At 57.3% G+C, this 16993-nt stretch carries 17 protein-coding genes; 12 read left to right on the plus strand and 5 right to left on the minus strand.

Annotated features, from left to right (window positions below; all coding sequences use genetic code 11):
• Positions 1-94 precede the first annotated feature (94 nt).
• The 4 genes from tusA to AC4OVS_RS01490 all read left to right on the plus strand — a co-directional run bounded on the left by tusA (position 95) and on the right by AC4OVS_RS01490 (position 3362).
• Positions 95-337, plus strand: coding sequence for a sulfurtransferase TusA (gene tusA / locus AC4OVS_RS01475; protein ID WP_000130627.1), 243 nt, complete (start codon positions 95-97; stop codon positions 335-337).
• 234 nt (positions 338-571) lie between these two features.
• The gene (locus tag AC4OVS_RS01480; protein ID WP_058677291.1) at positions 572-1543 is read left to right on the plus strand and encodes a TRAP transporter substrate-binding protein; all 972 of its coding nucleotides are present in this window, start codon (positions 572-574) and stop codon (positions 1541-1543) included.
• Positions 1544-1555: 12 nt separating this feature from the next.
• Positions 1556-2065 carry a TRAP transporter small permease gene (locus AC4OVS_RS01485; protein ID WP_023298808.1) on the plus strand — a complete coding sequence of 170 codons (510 nt, stop codon included), beginning with the start codon at positions 1556-1558 and terminating at the stop codon, positions 2063-2065.
• Positions 2066-2075: 10 nt separating this feature from the next.
• Entirely contained in the window at positions 2076-3362 is a 1287-nt protein-coding gene (locus AC4OVS_RS01490) for a TRAP transporter large permease (RefSeq protein WP_491922138.1), read from the plus strand.
• Positions 3363-3451: 89 nt separating this feature from the next.
• On the opposite strand, the gene zntA is transcribed toward AC4OVS_RS01490, so the two are convergent.
• Together zntA and AC4OVS_RS01500 are read right to left on the minus strand one after the other, a co-directional pair.
• Complete coding sequence (gene zntA, locus AC4OVS_RS01495) at positions 3452-5623, minus strand: Zn(II)/Cd(II)/Pb(II) translocating P-type ATPase ZntA (RefSeq protein WP_491922139.1); 2172 nt, start codon at positions 5621-5623, stop codon at positions 3452-3454.
• 76 nt (positions 5624-5699) lie between these two features.
• Entirely contained in the window at positions 5700-6326 is a 627-nt protein-coding gene (locus AC4OVS_RS01500) for a lysoplasmalogenase (protein WP_022649672.1), read from the minus strand.
• A 129-nt stretch (positions 6327-6455) separates the two neighbouring features.
• On the opposite strand from AC4OVS_RS01500, the gene AC4OVS_RS01505 reads away from it, so the two are divergent.
• The gene (locus AC4OVS_RS01505; protein ID WP_045308774.1) at positions 6456-6812 is read left to right on the plus strand and encodes a DUF2500 domain-containing protein; all 357 of its coding nucleotides are present in this window, start codon (positions 6456-6458) and stop codon (positions 6810-6812) included.
• 60 nt (positions 6813-6872) lie between these two features.
• On the opposite strand, the gene AC4OVS_RS01510 is transcribed toward AC4OVS_RS01505, so the two are convergent.
• Positions 6873-7154 (minus strand): DUF1145 family protein, encoded by a 282-nt coding sequence (locus AC4OVS_RS01510; RefSeq protein WP_022649670.1) that lies wholly within the window; start codon positions 7152-7154, stop codon positions 6873-6875.
• Positions 7138-7740 carry a 16S rRNA (guanine(966)-N(2))-methyltransferase gene (gene rsmD / locus AC4OVS_RS01515; protein ID WP_126315235.1) on the minus strand — a complete coding sequence of 201 codons (603 nt, stop codon included), beginning with the start codon at positions 7738-7740 and terminating at the stop codon, positions 7138-7140. Before rsmD ends, AC4OVS_RS01510 begins: the two co-directional genes overlap by 17 nt.
• A gap of 126 nt (positions 7741-7866) precedes the next feature.
• Here rsmD and ftsY point away from each other — a divergent pair, with 126 nt between their 5' ends.
• From ftsY to livJ, 6 genes are all read left to right on the plus strand, one after another.
• Positions 7867-9327, plus strand: a complete 1461-nt coding sequence (gene ftsY / locus AC4OVS_RS01520; RefSeq protein ID WP_023298805.1) for a signal recognition particle-docking protein FtsY — start codon at positions 7867-7869, stop codon at positions 9325-9327.
• 2 nt (positions 9328-9329) lie between these two features.
• Positions 9330-9995 (plus strand): cell division ATP-binding protein FtsE, encoded by a 666-nt coding sequence (gene ftsE, locus AC4OVS_RS01525; protein WP_006812284.1) that lies wholly within the window; start codon positions 9330-9332, stop codon positions 9993-9995.
• On the plus strand, positions 9988-11043 hold the full coding sequence (ftsX, locus tag AC4OVS_RS01530) for a permease-like cell division protein FtsX (RefSeq protein ID WP_022649667.1): 1056 nt from the start codon (positions 9988-9990) through the stop codon (positions 11041-11043). Before ftsE ends, ftsX begins: the two co-directional genes overlap by 8 nt.
• Before the next feature lie 250 nt (positions 11044-11293).
• Entirely contained in the window at positions 11294-12151 is an 858-nt protein-coding gene (gene rpoH / locus AC4OVS_RS01535) for an RNA polymerase sigma factor RpoH (RefSeq protein ID WP_000159624.1), read from the plus strand.
• A 136-nt stretch (positions 12152-12287) separates the two neighbouring features.
• Positions 12288-13553, plus strand: a complete 1266-nt coding sequence (locus tag AC4OVS_RS01540) for a 4-aminobutyrate--2-oxoglutarate transaminase (RefSeq protein WP_063148118.1) — start codon at positions 12288-12290, stop codon at positions 13551-13553.
• A 197-nt stretch (positions 13554-13750) separates the two neighbouring features.
• A complete protein-coding gene (gene livJ / locus AC4OVS_RS01545) occupies positions 13751-14851 on the plus strand; it encodes a branched chain amino acid ABC transporter substrate-binding protein LivJ (RefSeq protein WP_015571474.1) in 1101 nt (366 codons plus the stop codon).
• Positions 14852-15051: 200 nt separating this feature from the next.
• Here livJ and panM read toward each other — a convergent pair whose 3' ends face one another.
• Positions 15052-15435 carry an aspartate 1-decarboxylase autocleavage activator PanM gene (gene panM / locus AC4OVS_RS01550; RefSeq protein ID WP_022649664.1) on the minus strand — a complete coding sequence of 128 codons (384 nt, stop codon included), beginning with the start codon at positions 15433-15435 and terminating at the stop codon, positions 15052-15054.
• Positions 15436-15859: 424 nt separating this feature from the next.
• Here panM and livK point away from each other — a divergent pair, with 424 nt between their 5' ends.
• Entirely contained in the window at positions 15860-16969 is a 1110-nt protein-coding gene (gene livK, locus AC4OVS_RS01555; protein WP_023307130.1) for a high-affinity branched-chain amino acid ABC transporter substrate-binding protein LivK, read from the plus strand.
• The last annotated feature ends 24 nt before the right edge of the window (positions 16970-16993 follow it).

The raw sequence follows: 16993 nt of genomic DNA on the forward strand, positions 1-16993 counted from the left end.
TTGCAATGGCTAATTTTCACGCAATCGTTAACCTGGTTTGCATTGGCGATAGCGGGGCGTAAACTACAGCCGTTTTTACCTGAACGAGAAGAACATGACCGACCTGTTTTCCAGCCCAGACCACACGCTTGATGCTCAGGGCCTCCGTTGCCCGGAGCCGGTAATGATGGTGCGTAAGACCGTCCGTAACATGCAGAGCGGCGAAACGCTGCTGATCGTCGCCGATGACCCGGCTACCACCCGTGATATCCCCGGCTTTTGTACCTTTATGGAACATGAGCTGGTGGCGCAGCAAACCGAGACCTTGCCGTACCGGTATTTGATTCGTAAGGGGTAAGTGCGGCCTGACGCCCGGCGGCGCTTCGCTTGCACGGGCCTACGGGTGTAGTAGGTCGGGTAAGGCGCAGCCGCCACCCGACAAGTACTCATCACAATTTCGAACCATCGTTTCAAAATTTCGCGCTTTTTGTGAGGCGCTTCACCCTCCTTTTTCCAGCCGTAGTCTAATTTTTAAACGTCAAAAACTAAAACATCGTTTTAACGCTTATTTCACTACCCTGGAGTTGACTCAATGAAAACGACCCTCAAGCCGTTACTGGCTGCTCTGTGCCTGTCTGCTTTTGCCTGCACCGTTTCTGCCCAGACCATCAAAGCCGCCGATGTGCATCCTGAAGGCTACCCGAACGTGGTGGCGGTTCAGCAGATGGGTGAAAAACTCAAACAACAAACCGATGGCAAGCTGGAGATTAAGGTCTTCCCCGGCGGCGTGCTGGGGGATGAAAAGCAGATGATTGAGCAGGCGCAGATGGGGGCGATAGACATGATCCGCGTCTCTATGGCGCCGGTTGCCGCCATCCTGCCGGATATCGAAGTGTTTACGCTGCCCTACGTATTCCGCGATGAAGACCACATGCACAAGGTGATCGACGGGGATATCGGCAAGCAGATTGGCGACAAGCTGACCGCCAACCCGAAATCGCGCCTGGTCTTCCTCGGCTGGATGGATTCCGGCACCCGCAACCTGATCACCAAAGAGCCAATCGTTAAACCGGAAGACCTGAAAGGGAAGAAGATCCGCGTTCAGGGTAGCCCGGTGGCGCTGGCCACGCTGAAAGCGATGGGGGCGAACTCGGTGGCGATGGGCGTCAGCGAGGTTTACAGCGGCATGCAGACCGGGGTGATCGATGGCGCGGAGAACAACCCGCCAACCTTTATCGCCCACAACTACATGCCGATCGCCAAAAACTACACGCTGAGCGGCCACTTTATCACTCCGGAAATGCTGCTCTACTCCAAAGTGAAATGGGACAAGCTCAGCGCTGACGAACAGCAAAAGATCCTGACGCTGGCCCGCGAAGCGCAGTTCGAGCAGCGCAAGCTGTGGAATGCGTATAACGACCAGGCGCTGGCGAAAATGAAGGCCGGCGGCGTGCAGTTCCACGATATCGACAAAACGGTGTTCATCAAAGCCACTGAGCCGGTGCGCGCGCAGTATGGCGACAAGCATCAGGATCTGATGAAAGCCATCGCTGACGTTCAGTAATCCGGAGTACGTATGTCCGAACTCTACCTGAAGTGGATGGATCGTCTGTACCTGCTCGCCATGGCGGTGGCGGGTCTCTCGCTGCTGGTGATGACGATTGTCATCCCCATCGGCATCTTCTCACGCTACGTGCTCAATCGCGGCGAATCCTGGCCGGAGCCGATCGCCATTATCTGCATGGTGACGTTTACCTTCATCGGCGCGGCGGTAAGCTACCGCGCCGGGTCGCATATTGCGGTCAACATGCTTACCGACCGCCTGCCCGCGTCGCTGCAAAGGCTGTGCGCGCGGGTAGTGGATCTGCTGATGCTGCTGATTTCTGGCCTGATGTGCTGGTACAGCTACTGGCTGTGCGTCGAGCTGTGGGAGCAGCCGGTGGCGGAGTTTCCGCTCCTGACCTCCGGCGAAAGCTATCTGCCTCTGCCTGTCGGGTCGGCCATTTTGATCCTGTTTGTGCTTGAACGCCTGCTGTTTGGCTCGCAGGAAAACCGTCCGGTCGTGCTGATCGGCAATCACAGTTAAGGGGTGAACAATGGATGCTTTTGTTTTGTTATTCACCCTCGCCATTTTGCTGGCGCTGGGGATGCCGGTGGCCTTCGCCGTCGGCTTAAGCGCCGTGGCGGGCGCGCTGTGGATTGACCTGCCGCTGGAGGCGCTGATGATCCAGATCACCAGCGGGATCAATAAATTTACCCTGCTGGCGATCCCGTTCTTCATTCTTGCCGGGGCGATCATGGCGGAAGGGGGCATTGCCCGACGGCTGGTGAATTTCGCCTACGTGTTCGTCGGCTTTATCCGCGGTGGGCTGTCGCTGGTGAACATTGTCGCCTCGACGTTCTTCGGCGCGATTTCCGGCTCGTCGGTGGCGGATACGGCGTCTATCGGCAGCGTGATGATCCCGGAGATGGAGAAGAAGGGTTATCCGCGCGAATACGCGGCGGCGGTGACGGCCAGCGGGTCGGTGCAGGCGATTCTGATCCCGCCCAGCCACAACTCGGTGATTTACTCCCTGGCGGCGGGGGGAACGGTCTCCATCGCCACGCTGTTTATCGCGGGCGTGCTGCCGGGCCTGCTGCTGGGCGTGAGCCTGATGGTGCTCTGCCTGTGCTTCGCCCGCAAGCGCGGCTACCCGAAGGGGGACAAAATCCCGTTCAGGCAGGCACTGAAAATCATGCTCGATGCCCTGTGGGGGCTGATGACGGTGGTGATTATCCTCGGCGGGATCTTGTCCGGGATATTCACGGCGACCGAATCTGCCGCCGTGGCCTGCCTGTGGGCGTTCTTCGTCACCATGTTTATCTACCGCGACTACAAGTGGAGCGAACTGCCGAAGCTGATGTGCCGCACGGTGAAAACCGTCACCATCGTGATGATTTTAATCGGCTTTGCCGCGGCGTTTGGGGCGGTGATGACCTACATGCAACTGCCGATGCGCATCACCGAATTCTTCACATCGCTCTCCGATAACAAGTACGTGATCCTCATGTACCTCAACATCATGCTGCTGCTGATTGGCACGCTGATGGACATGGCGCCGATCATCCTGATCCTGACGCCGGTGCTGCTGCCGGTGACCAATGCACTGGGTATCGACCCGGTGCATTTTGGGATGATCATGATGGTTAACCTGGGGATTGGGCTGATCACGCCGCCGGTCGGATCGGTGCTGTTTGTGGCGAGTGCGGTGAGTAAGCAGAAGATCGAACACGTGGTGCGGGCGATGCTGCCGTTTTACGGTATGTTGCTGGTCGTGCTGGGGATGGTGACGTACATTCCGGCGATTTCATTGTGGTTGCCGGGGCTGTTAGGAATGCAGTGACGCGTGCGGCCTGATGCCCTCACCCCGGCCCTCTCCCGCGGGGAGAGGGGGCAAACACGAGAAACGGCAACCCGGTTGCCGTTTCACTTTTACCTTTGACGCAACAGCCGCAACGCGTTCGCCGTAACCAGCACCGTCGCCCCCGTATCCGCCAGTACCGCCAGCCACAGTCCGGTCATGCCGAGCAGCGTGGTGACCAGGAAAATCCCCTTCAGACCCAGCGCAATGGCGATGTTCTGCCGAATATTGGCGCGCGTTGCCCGCGCAAGTTCTATCATCTGCGCCAGCCCGGTCAGGCGGTTGTGCGTCAGCGCCGCGTCGGCGGTCTCCAGTGCCACGTCGGTGCCGCTGCCCATCGCAATGCCGATGCTGGAAGCTTTCATTGCCGGGGCATCGTTTATTCCGTCCCCGACCATCGCCAGCGGGGCGTTGCTGTTCAGCCCGGTTACCGCGCTGACTTTATCCGCAGGCAACAATCCGGCCTTAAACTCCAGCCCCAGCTCGCCGGCAATCGCCGCCGCCGCGCGCGGATTATCGCCGGTCAGGATCACGCCCTGTACTCCCAGCCTGTGCAGTGCGTCGACGGCCTCTTTCGCATCGTCACGCAGGGTGTCGCGCAGCGCCAGCATGCCCATCGACACACCGTCCTGCATCACGGTAACGACCGTCTGCCCGGCCTGCTCCAGCGCCTCAACCTGTGGAGTAGTGCGCGCGTCCGCCGCGGCGATCAGCACTTTTTTGCCTTCGACCACAGCTTCAATCCCTGACCCGACCAGCGCTCGCTGGGCCGTTGCCGGAGGGATGTTCAGCCCGCGGCCCTTCGCTTCACGCACAATCGCCTGCGCCAGAGGGTGGGTGGAACCCTGCTCCACGGCAGCGGCCAGCGTCAGCAGGGCGTCTTCACTGATGTCCTGCGGATACACGCCGGTCACCTGCGGCCTGCCGACGGTCAGCGTGCCGGTTTTATCGAAGGCGATGTGCTGGACCTGACTCAGTTGCTCCAGCGCCGCGCCGCCCTTAATCAGCGCCCCGCGACGTGCCGCCGCCGCCAGCCCGGAGGTAATCGCCGCCGGGGTGGAGATCACCAGCGCACACGGACAGCCGATCAGCAGCAGCGTCAGCCCTTTGTAAATCCAGCCCTCCCACGGTGCGCCGAAGAACAGCGGCGGGACGACGGTGACCAGCAGCGCCACCAGCATGATGGCGGGGGTGTAAATCCGGCTGAAGCGATCGATAAAGCGTTCTACTGGCGCGCGGCGCTCCTCGGCCTCTTCAATCAGCCTGAGGATGCGGTCGATGGCGCTGTCGCCCGGTTCGGAAAGGACCGTCAACTGCACCAGTCGGTCGACGCTGGTGGCGCCCGCAGGCACCTTTTCACCCGCCGCGCGCGCTACCGGGATGGATTCCCCGGTCAGGGCACTTTCGTCAAAACTTGCGGTGGCGGTAACGAGGGCCCCATCGGCTGGCAGACGTCCGCCTGCGGGCACTTCAATCACGTCACCCGGGCGCAGGGTGTTGATGGCGACCGTTTCACGCTGACCATCAATAACCCGCGTGGCGGTTTCCGGCTTTAGCGCCATCAGCGCGCTCACCCCTTTACGCGCCCGGCTCGCCGCCCAGCCCTCAAGGCGTTCGCCAATTAAGAACAGCAGCAGCACCATCGCCGCTTCCGCCGTCGCGCCAATAAACAGCGCCCCGATAGCCGCCACGCTCATCAGCGTTTCGATGGCAAACCAGCTGCCGCTTCTCATCAGACGCAGCGCCTGACGGGCAATCGGGAACAGGCCAACCAGCGTGGTGGCGATAAACGCCAGGTTGCCGAACGGGTGGTTGATCTGCTCCAGCCCCCAGCTCAGGGCCATCATAATGATGAGGGTGATAAGGGGCAGGTTTTCTTTTAGCGGGGACGTTTTTTCTGCGGGCGCCGTTTCGCTGCGCAGGGTATAACCCGCTTTGCTGACGGCGGCTTCAACCTGTCTGCTGACGTCGTTTTCGGCGCTGACCAGCAGCTTTTCGGTAGCGAACAGCACCTGAACGTGGCTCACGCCCGGCACCTGCTTCACCGCGTTTTCCACTTTGCGGGCGCAGGCCGCGCAGTCCATGCCGTTGACGACCCAGCTGTAGTGATTGCCGCTTTCAGGCAGCGTTTGAGTTTGCGTTTCGCATGCGCCCTCGCAGCAGCAGTCCTCTTTTGGCGGAACCGGGCTGAGCTTAAGTGCCGAGAATTTGGGAACTTTTTTAGGTATTTCTGGAGTCGACATGGCAGTCTCCGGTAATGATAATTTTCTCATTAACCGCAGCATACACTCTGGAGTCGACTCCAGAGTCAAGCGTTATTTAGATATACAGTGAACGCACAATCAGGAAGTGTCCGGCAAAGTAACAGGCGGCAGAAATCGCATTATCCGCACGGAAGCGGCGGCGATAGTGGCTGCCCAGCCAGACGATGTTACCCAACAGCAACAGTGCGGCACCGAAGAACGCGGACATCGCAGGCGCTGTCGGACGGAAGAACCACAGCTCGCCCGCCAGCCACACCATCACCAGCGTCATGGCGATAAACGTACACACCGGCAGACGCATCTCTTCCAGACGCGACCAGATCACCGCGATCAGCAGGGCGCCAATCACCAGCAGCACCAGCGGCAGCGGCCAGAAGATGGAGAGCGTCATCTGGCTGGCAAAGTAGATGGTATAGAGCAGATGCGACAGGAAGAATGCCCCCACGGCGTACAGCAGACGCTGGCGCGGCAGCAGGGTTAAGGCATCGCCAATCAGGGACGCACACAGCCCCGCGAGGACAAGATAGCTGATGGCGTTAAACATCGGTGCCTGCCAGGCAAGCAACAGCAGGAGCAATAGCGTGACGGGTTTAAACAACCAGCGCTGCCAGGCTGGGCCACGGTAAGACGCATCGACGTAAAGCCATGCGGAAAAACAGACAGCGATAAATGACCAAAGCATATTAACTCCCTGTAACTGTTGAGGCTGAATGATCAGTTTCTGATCCAGTGTAGTGACGCGAGCGGGCGTTTGGCAATGCCGGGGCAGGCGAGGTATCCTGAATTCCGCATAATCTGATGGGATTTTTCAATGAGCAAGATGCCGCTGTTTTTTATTGTCGTGCTGGCGATTATCGTCATTGCCGCCTCGTTTCGCTTCGTGCAGCAGCGCCGTGAGAAGGCCGACAACGATGCCGCGCCGCTGATGCAAAAGCGCGTGGTGGTGACGAACAAGCGCGAGAAACCGCTTAATGACCGCCGATCCCGCCAGCAGCAGGTGACGCCTGCGGGCACAACGATGCGCTATGAAGCGAGCTTTAAGCCGGAAACCGGCGGGCTGGAGATGACCTTCAGACTGGAGGCGCAGCAGTACCACCAGTTGACGGTGGGGGAGAAAGGCACGCTGAGCTACAAAGGGTCGCGGTTTGAAGGTTTTAGGGCTGAATAATGCGCGATCGGTCCCCTCTCCCAGTGGGAGAGGGTTAGGGTGAGGGCATCACACCGCACCTTACTTCTTCACCTGCGCCTTAAACTTCTTCATCCACACCAGCAGCTCAAATACGCCGAAAATAAACACCCGCAGCTGCTGCCAGCCGGTCATCGGTGGGCTATCTTTCGGCAGTCCGTTTTTCAGCATCACCATCTGCAAGGCATGCATGAACGCGGTGAAAATCAGCGCCACGTTAATGAAGATATTCAGCGGACGCGGGAACGGGTGCACCAGATTCAAAATCAAAAATGCCCAGACGCCCAGCATCAGCAAGCGCCCTACGTTAATCAGTACTGGCATCGGATCCTCCTTGTGCCTGACGATGATACAGACGATAAGCCACCTGGCCGGCGACCTTCTCGCGGTGCAGATCCCAGTGAACGGGAACGGACGGCAGACCATTTTCCACTTCGCTTTCAACGTAAATCAGCGCGTCGTCTGCCAGCCAGCCATTTTTTTCCAGCAACGATAATGTCTCTTCCAGCAGCCCTTTACGGAACGGCGGGTCAACAAACACCACGTTGAACGGCGTCCCCTGTTGCGCGAGGAAGCTCAGCGTGTTGGTATTCACCACTTTGGCGTTGGTTGCTTTCAGCGTAGCCAAATTTTGCTGCAACGTCTGCGCGACGCCGCGCTCCATCTCCAGCAGCGTGGCGCTCGCAGCATAGCGCGACAGCGCTTCCAGCCCTAATGCACCGCTTCCGGCGAAGCAGTCCAGGCAATGGGCGTCTACCATTGACGGGGCGAGCCAGTTAAACAGCGTCTCGCGAACGCGGTCCGTGGTAGGGCGTAAACCGGGGCTGTCCGGCACCGGTAATTTCCGGCCTCGCCACTGACCGCCGATAATGCGAATTTGACCGGCCGGGGCGCGGGTGGGTTTCTTCATCTCAGGAAAGCTCTGTTAACAATGCCCTGCGATTGCGGGCGGTGATGTCAATTAAGTAAAGTGTTAGACTATTTCATCATTTTTTTAGCTTCCCTGTATATAGCGCCGCGAGGAGTGTAGTCGCAGATGGCAAAACAAAAAAAACGTGGCTTCTTTTCCTGGTTGGGTTTCGGTGAAAAAGAGCAAGAAACAGAACAGAAAACCGAAGAACAGCAGGTTGTAGAAGAGCAGTCACAGCCTGAAACGCCTGTCGAAACCGCTGCGGTTGTCGAAGCGGAAGAGCCAGCCCACAGCAAAGAAGAGATTGAATCCTTTGCCGAAGAGGTGGTTGAGGTTACCGAACAGGTTCAGGAGAGCGAAAAACCAGAGCCGGTCATCGTTGAAACCCTTACCGAAGCGCCGCAGGCCGCTATCGAACACGAAGCGCTGCCGCTACCGGAAGAGGTGAAAGCTGAAGAGGTTTCTGCCGAAGAGTGGCAGGCCGAAGCGGAAACCGTTGAAATTGTTGAGGCGGTGGAAGAAGAAGCGGCCCTTGAGCCAGAGCTGACCGACGAAGAGCTGGAGGCCCAGGCGCTGGCGGCGGAAGCGGCTGAAGAAGCGGTCATCGTCGTGCCGGTGGAAGAGCAGGCCGAAGAAGAGATCGTTCAGGAGCAGGAAAAACCGACCAAAGAAGGTTTCTTCGCGCGCCTGAAGCGCAGCCTGCTCAAAACCAAAGAAAACTTAGGTTCCGGATTTATCAGTCTGTTCCGCGGCAAGAAGATCGACGACGATCTGTTTGAGGAGCTGGAAGAGCAACTGCTGATTGCGGACGTGGGCGTGGAAACCACCCGGAAAATCATCGCCAACCTGACCGAAGGAGCGAACCGCAAACAGCTGCGTGACGCCGAGGCGCTGTACGGCCTGCTGAAAGACGAGATGGGTGAAATTCTCGCAAAAGTTGACGAACCGCTTAATATTGAAGGCAAAATGCCCTTTGTTATTCTGATGGTTGGCGTCAACGGCGTGGGTAAAACCACCACCATCGGCAAGCTGGCGCGCCAGTTTGAGCAGCAGGGCAAATCGGTGATGCTGGCGGCGGGCGATACCTTCCGTGCGGCAGCGGTGGAACAGCTCCAGGTGTGGGGCCAGCGCAACAATATTCCGGTCATTGCCCAGCACACCGGCGCGGATTCCGCGTCCGTGATTTTCGATGCCATCCAGGCGGCGAAGTCGCGTAACGTGGACGTGCTGATTGCAGATACCGCAGGGCGTTTGCAGAACAAATCGCACCTGATGGAAGAGCTGAAGAAAATCGTTCGCGTCATGAAGAAGCTGGACGAAGATGCACCGCATGAAATTATGCTGACTATCGACGCCAGCACCGGACAGAACGCCATCAGCCAGGCGAAGCTGTTCAATGAAGCGGTAGGACTGACCGGGATCACGCTGACCAAGCTGGACGGCACCGCGAAAGGCGGGGTGATCTTCTCCGTGGCCGACCAGTTCGGCATTCCTATCCGTTATATCGGTGTGGGCGAGCGTATTGAGGATTTACGTCCGTTTAAAGCGGACGACTTTATTGAGGCACTATTTGCCCGAGAGGACTAACAATGATTCGCTTTGAACACGTCAGCAAGGCCTATCTCGGCGGGAGACAAGCGCTGCAGGGGGTAACATTCCACCTCCAGCCAGGCGAGATGGCATTCCTGACCGGCCATTCCGGCGCGGGGAAAAGTACCCTGCTCAAGCTGATCTGTGGGATCGAGCGGCCAAGTGCCGGGAAAATCTGGTTCAGCGGCCATGAAATTAGCCGTCTTAAGAACCGTGAAGTGCCGTTCCTGCGTCGTCAGATTGGCATGATTTTCCAGGATCACCACCTGCTGATGGATCGCACGGTTTTCGATAACGTCGCGATCCCGCTGATTATTGCCGGCGCCAGTTACGATGATATCCGCCGTCGCGTTTCGGCGGCGCTGGATAAGGTCGGGCTGCTGGACAAAGCGAAGAACTTCCCGATCCAGCTCTCCGGCGGTGAGCAGCAGCGCGTGGGCATCGCCCGTGCGGTGGTGAACAAGCCTGCCGTCTTGCTGGCGGATGAACCGACCGGTAACCTGGACGATGCCCTCTCTGAAGGGATCCTGCGTCTGTTTGAGGAATTTAACCGCGTGGGGGTCACGGTACTGATGGCGACGCACGACATGGGGCTTATCTCACGCCGTTCGTACCGCATGCTGACCCTGAGCGACGGGCATTTGCACGGAGGCCACGGTGAATAAGCGTGATGCAATGAACCAGATTCGGCAGTTCAGCAACCGGTTTGACCGTTTCCGCAAGCCTCAGGGCGGCGGGGACGGCAATCGCCATGCGCCTAAGCGTGCCAAAGCGACACCGAAACCGAACTCCCGTAAAACCAACGTCTTCAACGAACAGGTGCGCTACGCCTTCCAGGGCGCGTTGCAGGATCTAAAAAGCAAACCGCTGGCGACGTTCCTGACGGTGATGGTGATTGCCATCTCCCTGACGCTGCCGAGCGTCTGCTACATGGTTTACAAAAACGTGAACCAGGCGGCATCCCAGTACTATCCGTCGCCGCAGATTACCGTTTATCTGGATAAAGCCCTCGACGATAACGCGGCGGCTCAGGTAGTGGGGCAGATTCAGGCCGAGCAGGGCGTGGAGAAGGTGAACTATCTTTCCCGCGATGAAGCGCTGGGCGAGTTCCGCAACTGGTCCGGGTTCGGCGGCGCGCTGGATATGCTGGAAGAGAACCCGCTGCCCGCCGTGGCGGTGGTGATCCCGAAGCTCGATTTCCAGGGCACCGATTCGCTCAACACCCTGCGCGACCGCATTACCCGCATCAATGGGATTGATGAAGTGCGCATGGACGACAGCTGGTTTGCCCGCCTTGCCGCCCTGACCGGGCTGGTGGGGCGCGTATCGGCGATGATCGGCGTGCTGATGGTGGCGGCGGTGTTCCTCGTCATCGGTAACAGCGTGCGCCTGAGCATCTTCGCCCGTCGCGATACCATCAACGTGCAGAAACTGATTGGCGCAACGGATGGTTTCATCCTCCGCCCGTTCCTCTATGGCGGCGCGTTATTAGGTTTTTCTGGTGCATTTCTTTCATTGATTTTGTCAGAAATTTTGGTGATGCGGCTGTCGTCTGCCGTCACCGAGGTGGCGCAGGTTTTCGGGACGAAGTTTGATATCAGTGGCTTAGGGTTCGATGAGTGCCTGCTGTTGCTGCTGGTCTGCTCCATGATCGGCTGGGTGGCGGCATGGCTGGCAACGGTTCAACATTTACGCCACTTTACTCCCGACTAATAAAAGCGTGATATAATCTTTCCCTGCACCGAGATGTTCGCTTGCAGGGAAAGCGTCCCTGTTGTCTCTTCCCCTGTAATCATCTTCATGTCACATTTTGTGCGTAATTTATTCACTGTTGCACCTGGAACTTGTGGATAAAATCACTGTCTGATAAAAGAGTGAATGCTAATCTCGTTGCTCAAACGCTTTGGCATGGTTGTTGCCTGACGGGGACAACCTGGACCAGAAGAAACATTGAGAGGAATGAATGACCAAAGAAATGCAAACTTTAGCTTTAGCCCCTGTTGGTAACCTGGAATCTTACATCCGGGCTGCGAACACCTGGCCGATGTTAACGGCTGAGGAAGAAAAGGAGCTTGCTGAAAAGCTGCATTACCAGGGCGATCTGGAAGCAGCTAAAACGCTGATCCTGTCTCACCTGCGCTTTGTTGTTCACGTTGCTCGTAATTATGCGGGCTACGGCCTGCCGCAGGCGGACCTGATTCAGGAAGGTAACATTGGCCTGATGAAGGCGGTACGTCGCTTCAACCCGGAAGTGGGTGTGCGACTCGTCTCCTTCGCCGTGCACTGGATCAAAGCGGAAATTCACGAATACGTCCTGCGTAACTGGCGTATTGTGAAAGTCGCTACGACGAAAGCGCAGCGCAAACTGTTCTTCAACCTGCGTAAAACCAAGCAGCGTCTGGGCTGGTTCAATCAGGATGAAGTGGAAATGGTGGCGCGCGAGCTGGGTGTTTCCAGCAAAGACGTCCGCGAGATGGAATCCCGAATGGCCGCGCAGGACATGACGTTTGATATGTCTGCCGACGACGATGCCTCCGACAGCCAGCCGATGGCCCCGGTCCTGTATCTGCAGGATAAAACCTCTAACTTTGCTGACGGCATTGAAGAGGATAACTGGGAAGACCAGGCGGCAAACAAGCTGACCTTCGCGATGGAAGGCCTCGACGAGCGTAGCCAGGATATCATCCGTGCCCGCTGGCTGGACGAAGATAACAAGTCCACGTTGCAGGAACTGGCCGACCGCTACGGCGTCTCCGCTGAACGTGTGCGTCAGCTTGAGAAGAACGCCATGAAAAAACTTCGCGCCGCTATCGAAGCGTAATTTCCGCGAAGTACACCGAGAACCCCTGGATGAGAGTCTGGGGGTTTTGTTTTTTTAGCGCCCGCTCTGGCGAATTTCTTCCCCCTGGCAAACACTTACTGATGCGCTAAGCAGGCGACTTTCAGAGGGTGACAGGGTGAAAAATAACGAACTGAACGACCGGCGTTTACAGGCGACGCCGCGCGGTATCGGCGTCATGTGTAACTTCTATGCCGATAAAGCCGAAAACGCCACGGTGTGGGATGTAGAAGGTAACGAGTATATTGATTTTGCCGCCGGGATCGCCGTGCTGAATACCGGGCATCGCCATCCTAAAGTTATCGCCGCCATCGAAAAACAGCTTCATGCCTTTACCCATACCGCTTACCAGATCGTCCCCTATGAAGGTTATGTGGCGCTTGCCGAGCGCATCAACCAGCGCGTACCCATAGAGGGGCCAGCCAAAACCGCCTTTTTCTCAACCGGTGCAGAAGCGGTCGAAAACGCGGTGAAAATTGCCCGCGCGTACACCAGACGTCCCGGCCTTATCACCTTCGGCGGCGCGTTCCACGGCCGTACCTTTATGACCATGGCGCTGACCGGCAAAGTGGCGCCCTATAAGCTCGGCTTCGGCCCGTTCCCCGGCTCGGTGTACCACGCGCAATTCCCCAACAGCCTGCACGGCGTCAGTACCGCCGAAGCGTTAAAAAGCCTGGAGCGCATCTTCAAAGCCGATATCGCGCCCGATCAGGTGGCGGCAATCATTATTGAACCGGTTCAGGGCGAGGGCGGATTCAACGTCGCGCCCGCTGATTTTATGCAGGCGCTGCGTGCCCTGTGCGATACCCACGGGATTTTACTGATTGCCGACGAAGTGCAAACCGGCTTCGCCCGTACCGGCAAGCTATTCTCCATGGAAAACCACTGCGTGAAGCCCGATCTGATCACCATGGCGAAAAGCCTGGCGGGCGGAATGCCGCTCTCTGCCGTCTCTGGCCGGGCAGAGGTGATGGACGCGCCCGCTCCGGGCGGACTGGGCGGCACCTACGCGGGTAACCCGCTGGCGATTGCGGCGGCCCATGCGGTGCTGGACGTGATTGACGAGGAAGATCTCTGCACGCGCGCGTCTCATCTCGGCCATCATCTTGTCGAGGTGCTGAATAAAGCGAAGGATGGCTGTCCCTGGATCGCCGATATCCGTGGGCAGGGCTCGATGGTGGCGGTGGAATTTACCGATCCGCAAACCGGACAGCCGTCGCCGGAATTTACCCGTCAGGTTCAGGAGCGCGCGTTGAACGAAGGGCTGCTGCTTTTGAGCTGCGGCGTTTACGGCAACGTTATTCGCTTCCTCTACCCGCTCACCATCCCCGAAGCGCAGTTCCGTAAAGCGCTGGATATTATTTCCGCCTCGCTGACACGATAAAGCCAAAAGCCCGGCTGAAATAACGGTCGGGCTTATCATATTTTCATTTCAAATTAGCTATTCCAAAATCATAAAAATGGGGTATGTTTTAGCAGAGTATGCTGAAAAAGCGCGAACAGCACGCCTATAACTGAAATAAAGCGCTACACAACAACATCACAACAATCGTTGTAACCATAATAATGGGGAATCTCAGGATGAACATGAAGGGTAAAGCGTTACTGGCAGGATGTATCGCGTTGGCATTCAGCACTATGGCGCAGGCCGATATTAAAGTGGCCGTGGTGGGCGCGATGTCCGGTCCGGTAGCACAGTACGGCGACCAGGAATTTACGGGCGCGGAACAGGCGGTTGCAGACATTAATGCTAAGGGCGGCATCAAGGGCGAAAAGCTGCAAATCGTAAAATATGACGATGCCTGTGACCCGAAACAGGCGGTCGCGGTGGCGAACAAAGTGGTAAATGACGGGATCAAATACGTTATCGGTCACCTGTGCTCCTCTTCCACCCAGCCCGCGTCTGACATCTACGAAGACGAAGGCATTCTGATGATCACGCCGGCTGCGACGGCACCAGAGCTGACCGCGCGCGGCTATAAGCTGATCCTGCGTACCACCGGTCTGGACTCGGATCAGGGGCCAACCGCCGCGAAATACATCGTGGAAAAAGTGAAGCCGCAGCGCATCGCGATTGTTCATGACAAACAGCAGTACGGCGAAGGCCTGGCCCGTGCGGTGCAGGATAACCTGAAAAAAGCGAATGCCAACGTGGTGTTCTTTGACGGTATCACCGCCGGTGAGAAAGACTTCTCGACTCTGGTAGCGCGTCTGAAGAAAGAGAATATCGACTTCGTTTATTACGGCGGCTACCACCCGGAAATGGGGCAGATCCTGCGTCAGGCGCGTGCGGCGGGTCTGAAGACACAGTTCATGGGGCCAGAAGGCGTGGCGAACGTTTCCCTGTCTAACATCGCGGGTGAGTCTGCTGAAGGGCTGCTGGTGACCAAACCGAAAAACTACGACCAGGTGCCTGCGAACAAACCTGTTGTAGATGCCATCAAGGCGAAGAAACAGGATCCAAGCGGTGCGTTCGTCTGGACCACTTACGCAGCGTTGCAGTCTCTGCAAGCGGGCCTGAACCAGTCAGCCGATCCGGCGGAGATTGCCACCTGGCTGAAAGCGAACTCGGTGGAAACCGTGATGGGGCCGCTGTCCTGGGATGAGAAGGGTGACCTGAAGGGCTTCGAGTTCGGCGTGTTTGACTGGCATGCCAACGGCACGGCGACAGACGCCAAATAAAAGCAAAAAGGCAACGTAAGTTGCCTTTTTTAATGTTTTCTCCCTCTCCCCGTGGGAGAGGGCCGGGGTGAGGGCATCAGGCCGCACAGCCCCGCTTTTGCCCGGTGGCGCTTCGCTTACCGGGCCTACAATCAGCCTGGGAAAATGCGGCAGATAATGAATGTAGGCCGGGTAAGGCGCAGCCGCCACCCGGCTTTCTTTTAGCGCTTCTCCCACCCGTTCGCCTGCGCCGTAAACCCTAACGCCTGCATAAACGCCGCCATTACGCCGCGATCCTCTACGCCCACGTCGGCCATCCACCAGGAGGTCACGCTCGGGTTTTCGCGGATCACCTCTTCAATCAAATACTGCCCGACCCCGCGACGACGGGTCACGTCGCGCACGCGCAGGGAGTCCAGCGCCCCTTCCGTGCCGCTCAGCGTTACGCGGACGGCGGCCAGCAGGCGCTCGTTAAAGCGCGCGGCATAGATGCGGTGGTTCTCATCGACGGCCAGCGATGAAGAGGAATATTCCGGCCAGATCTTGCCCAGGTCGATATGATCCTGGTCGCTAAAGGTCACCAGACGCACGATAGTCAGTTTCATTAGCTGCTTGTCCAAATCAAAAAGAGTACGGCCAGTGTACTCAATTTAATTGCTCAGGCACTTTCTCTTTTTCTTCCCATTTACCAGGTGATTAGTTTTTTGGCAACGCGATGGGCAGTTTGAAAACACATGGATCGAAAAATAAGCAGAATTTTAACCTGAATGGTAGTGATTTATTCGGCGCTTTGTACCGTTATTTTATGCTGCAAACTGCGCTTTTATTTGTTTATCTCCGTCTGATTTCAGAATATTATCTTTGCTTAATCGCCTGAAAAATAGAGATATTAGTCTGGTTTTTGTTAAAAACCTGCGCTAAACCATTAAAGGCACTGGTAAAAATAGCGTTGTTCATTAAAAGTACAGAATGCTTTTTAACCATAATAAAACAAAATATAAACATCACTTCACGAATGGGGATTCTGAGATGAAAAGGAACGCGAAGACGTTAATCGCGGGGATGGTCGCACTGTCGATCTCGCATGCCGCTATGGCAGACGACATTAAAGTTGCGGTAGTGGGTGCGATGTCCGGCCCCGTTGCCCAGTGGGGCGATATGGAGTTCAACGGCGCGCGTCAGGCCATCAAAGATATCAATGCTAAAGGCGGCATCAAAGGCGACAAGCTGGTGGGCGTGGAGTATGACGACGCCTGCGATCCAAAACAGGCCGTCGCGGTCGCCAACAAAATCGTTAACGACGGTATCCAGTACGTCATCGGGCACCTGTGTTCCTCCTCCACGCAGCCTGCGTCTGATATCTACGAAGACGAAGGCATCCTGATGATCACCCCGGGCGCCACCAACCCGGAACTGACCCAGCGGGGTTACCAGCACATTATGCGTACCGCCGGTCTGGACTCCTCGCAGGGGCCAACCGCCGCCAAATACATCCTCGAAACCGTTAAGCCACAGCGCATTGCCATCATTCATGACAAACAGCAGTACGGTGAAGGCCTGGCGCGCTCCGTACAGGACGGCCTGAAAAAAGGCGGGGCGAATATCGTCTTCTTCGACGGCATTACCGCCGGTGAGAAAGACTTCTCCGCGCTGATCGCCCGCCTGCAAAAAGAGAATATCGACTTCGTTTACTACGGCGGCTACTACCCGGAAATGGGGCAGATGTTGCGCCAGGCGCGCGCCACCGGTCTGAAAACCCAGTTTATGGGGCCTGAGGGCGTCGGTAATGCCTCCCTGTCGAACATCGCGGGCGATTCTGCCGAAGGCATGCTGGTGACGATGCCAAAACGCTATGACCAGGATCCGGCGAATAAAGCTATCGTGGATGCGCTCAAGGCACAGAAGAAAGATCCGAGTGGCCCATACGTCTGGATCACCTACGCGGCCGTGCAGTCGCTGGCCACGGCCATGGATCGCACCGGCAGCAAAGAGCCGCTGGATCTGGTGAAAGATTTAAAAGCACACGGGGCGAACACCGTGATTGGGCCGCTGAACTGGGATGAGAAAGGCGATCTGAAGGGATTTGAATTTGGTGTCTTTAAGTGGCACGCCGACGGTTCGTCCTCGGTCGCCAGATAATAATCCCACCGCCCGGACCGCCGG

The organism is Enterobacter sp. 4974935, assembly GCF_058661735.1.